The 3,369-nt window shown below is 62.6% G+C and carries 2 protein-coding genes; both read left to right on the forward strand.

Features of this window, described 5'->3' with window-relative positions; translation table 11 throughout:
• Window positions 1–98 precede the first annotated feature (98 nt).
• The gene (locus tag ACF08M_RS41450; RefSeq protein ID WP_392190489.1) at window positions 99–677 is read left to right on the forward strand and encodes a group II intron maturase-specific domain-containing protein; all 579 of its coding nucleotides are present in this window, start codon (window positions 99–101) and stop codon (window positions 675–677) included.
• 578 nt (window positions 678–1,255) lie between these two features.
• The gene (locus ACF08M_RS41455; protein ID WP_392190490.1) at window positions 1,256–3,055 is read left to right on the forward strand and encodes a reverse transcriptase domain-containing protein; all 1,800 of its coding nucleotides are present in this window, start codon (window positions 1,256–1,258) and stop codon (window positions 3,053–3,055) included.
• Window positions 3,056–3,369 lie beyond the last annotated feature (314 nt).

Consider the following 3,369-nt stretch of genomic DNA (forward strand, 5'->3'; position numbering starts at 1 on the left):
CCTGACGGCTGGGCAATGGGAGCCGTGTGAGCCGAGAGGCTCCCGCACGGTTCTGCGAGCGGCGGCGGGTGCGATTCCTGCCGCCGACTCTCCTCGTCGTGCTCGTGTTCGGCAGCTGTGATGACGCGGAAACCCTGCGCGAAGAAGTCGCTGATGTGCTCGCGCCGCTGGGGCTTCGGTTTTCCGAATCCAAGACCCGCGTCGTGCACATGAGCGAAGGGTTCGACTTCCTTGGGTTCCGCCTCCAGTGGAAACGCAAGCGAGGTACGGACAAGTGGTACGTCTACACCTTCATCGCAGACCGGCCCATCCGGTCCTTGAAGGACAAGATTCGTGCCCTGACACACAGGTTGTCGCAACAGCCACCCAGGGACGTGCTGAGACGGCTCAGCCGGATCATGCGCGGCTGGTCCAACTACTTCAGATACGCAGTCGCCAAGAGCACCATGCAAACCCTCGCCATTTTCGTCTGGCGACGGGTTGCTCGGTGGTGGATGCGGCTGCATCGCTGGAGTTGGACCGATCTGCGAAGGCACCTCACCGACCACACCGGCCGGTGGCGAATGCCTTCATCAGACGGGGTCGAACTGTTCAACCTCGGCCGGGTGCCAACCGAGCGCTACCGGTACCGCGGCAACAAGATCCCAAATCCCTGGCCTCTGGCCAACCACGCCTGACGGCAGAGACCGTGGAGAGCCCGGTGCGTGGAAACGGTGCGCCGTTTCACTCGGCGTTGGATCGCCCCCGCAGGGGGCCGAGGTTCGGAAGGAGATGACCTTGGGGCTACCCGCCTGACCTGGACGCGAAAGCGCGAGGGGACAACAGCATGGCGGGAAAGCGTGGAGCGTTGAGAAGGCGTCAAAGGCGCTGCCGCGCAAAGCCCGCGTGATATGGCGAAAGCCACACTGCCTGAAGCCAAGTCACCAGCGGTGGAATACGCACACCCTGCGACACGACGTCTTAGGTCGCAGCCGTCGGCATCGGACGAGTCCGACTTTCCTCGTCTCAAACCTTCCGGCCGGCGGGCGGCGGACAGCGAGTTCGCTCAAGGAGACGGAATGGCCGCCTACGTCACGCTCGATACGTCCAGCGCAAGGGGAATACGGGATGGCCTACGGGGCGCGAGCCCTATGGCTACGGAGGGGTCGTAGTAGTCGTCGGAGTAACGACCGGCCAAGGAGGACGGGAAAGCCGTCCACATTGGGCGAAGGGCCCCAGGTGTCAACCGATCATCCACGATGGCGAGGTATGCGGAATGCAGAGCGCCGAAGCCCTACTGGGGATCATCCGTGAACGCGGCAGAAAGGGACTGCCACTGGAACGTCTCTACCGGTGCTTGTTCAACCGGGATCTGTACCTGCTCGCCTACGGGCGGATCTACCGCAACGACGGTGCGATGACGCCCGGCGTCACGGCTGAAACCGTGGACGGCATGCGCCTGGAGAAGATCCAGGCGATCATCGAAGCGCTACGAAATGAACGCTATCGGTGGTCACCAACACGCCGCGTCTACATCGAAAAGAAAGGAAGCACGAAGAAGCGGCGTGGGTTAGGTCTGCCGACGTGGTCGGACAAACTGTTGCAAGAAGTGATGCGCCTGCTCCTTGAGGCGTATTACGAGCCGCAGTTCTCCGAACACTCTCACGGCTTCCGGCCCGGCCGGGGCTGTCACACCGCCCTGCAATCGATCTACCCCGGGTGGCGAGGCACAACGTGGTTTGTCGAGGGTGACATCAAAGCCTGCTTCGACAGTTTGGACCACAGCGTCCTGCGGTCGACCCTGGCGGAGAAGATCCACGACAACCGTTTCCTTCGGTTGGTCGACGGACTACTCCAGGCCGGATATTTGGAACAATGGCGCTATCAGGCGACGTTGAGCGGTTCACCGCAAGGCGGCGTGATCTCGCCGATCCTGTCCAACATCTACCTGGACCGGCTGGACAAGTACATCGAGAGGAACCTGCTCCCCGCCCACAACCAGGGGGCACGGCGCAAAGCCCATCGTCCCTATATGCGGCTGTGGCAACGCGCCTTCAGGCTGGAACAGCAAGGGAATCTGGAAGCAGGTCGTGCACTGCGCAAGCAGATGAAGACCATGCCCCCCCGCGACCCTCAAGATCCAAGCTACAGGCGGCTGAACTACTGCCGCTATGCGGACGATTGGCTGCTGGGCTTCACTGGCCCCAAGCGGGAGGCCGAGGAGATCAAGGACAAAATCGGCCGGTTCCTGCGTGACGAGCTCAGGCTGGAACTGTCCGAGGAAAAGACCTTGATTACGCATGGGCGGACGCAGTCCGCCCGGTTCCTCGGCTACGAGATCGTGGTCTTGGACAACGACACCAAGCATGATCACCGCGGTCAGCGCAGCATCAACGCGCAGATCGGGCTGAAAGTGCCTGCTGACGTTATCCGCGCCAAGTGCCGCCCCTACATGCACCATGGCCGACCGATCAGGCGGACCGAACGCACGGTCAACAGCGATTTTCCTATCGTCGCTCAGTACCAGGCCGAGTTCCGTGGGATCGCCGGTTACTACCAGCTCGCTTTCAATCTCCACCGCCTCGGACGGCTGAAGTACGTAATGGAACGCTCCTTGACCAAGACGCTGGCGCGGAAGTATCGCGTTCGCGTCTCCAAGGTCTACCAGCGCTACCGGACCGTATTGAAGACCGACCAAGGCCCCCGCCGGGGGCTTCAGGTCACCGTCGAACGCGGTGAGGGAAAGCGTCCGCTGGTCGCACAATGGGGCGGAATCTCACTGAAGCGAAAGATCAGGATTGGAAGTCTCGACGATCAACCGGCGCAGGTGTGGAACAGTGGACGCAACGAGATTGTGAAGCGCCTACTTGCTGACACTTGCGAGATGTGCGGGTCTCGTGACGGCATCGAAGTGCATCACATTCGACACCTCAAGGACCTAAATGTCCGGGGGCGGGCTGCCAAGCCCGCCTGGGCTCAGATGATGGCCGCGCGTCGTCGGAAAACCCTGGTCGTCTGCCGTGTCTGCCACGAAGGAATCCACTACAGCGGACGTCCTTCGCGGCAGAACTCATGAGAAAGAAAAGGCACTGGAGAGCCGGATGCGATTAACGTCGCACGTCCGGTTCGGTGGGGGGCCGTTGGAAAAGGGCCTGGTTACAGGTACCTCGCTGGCGGCCTACCCAACCGCACGCCGGGTTCGGCGAGCGGCCCGCAGAAACGGGCCGGTGGCAACACCGGCACCGCGCTGCGGGCCGACTCAACCACCCCGGCGCCCAGTTGCGATTCACCGACGCCGACGCCGACGGCATGCGCCTGACCTGCTTTGCCACCAACACTCCCGGCGAGGCCATCGCCGGGCTCGAACTTCGCCACCGCCAGCGAGCCCGC

The sequence above is a fragment of the Streptomyces sp. NPDC015032 genome (assembly GCF_043080425.1).
GTDB lineage: Bacteria > Actinomycetota > Actinomycetes > Streptomycetales > Streptomycetaceae > Streptomyces.

Coding starts and splice junctions, on each gene's coding strand:
- ACF08M_RS41455 (WP_392190490.1), top strand. CDS start 1,256: ATGCAGAGCGCCGAAGCCCTACTGGGGATCATCCGTGAACGCGGCAGA.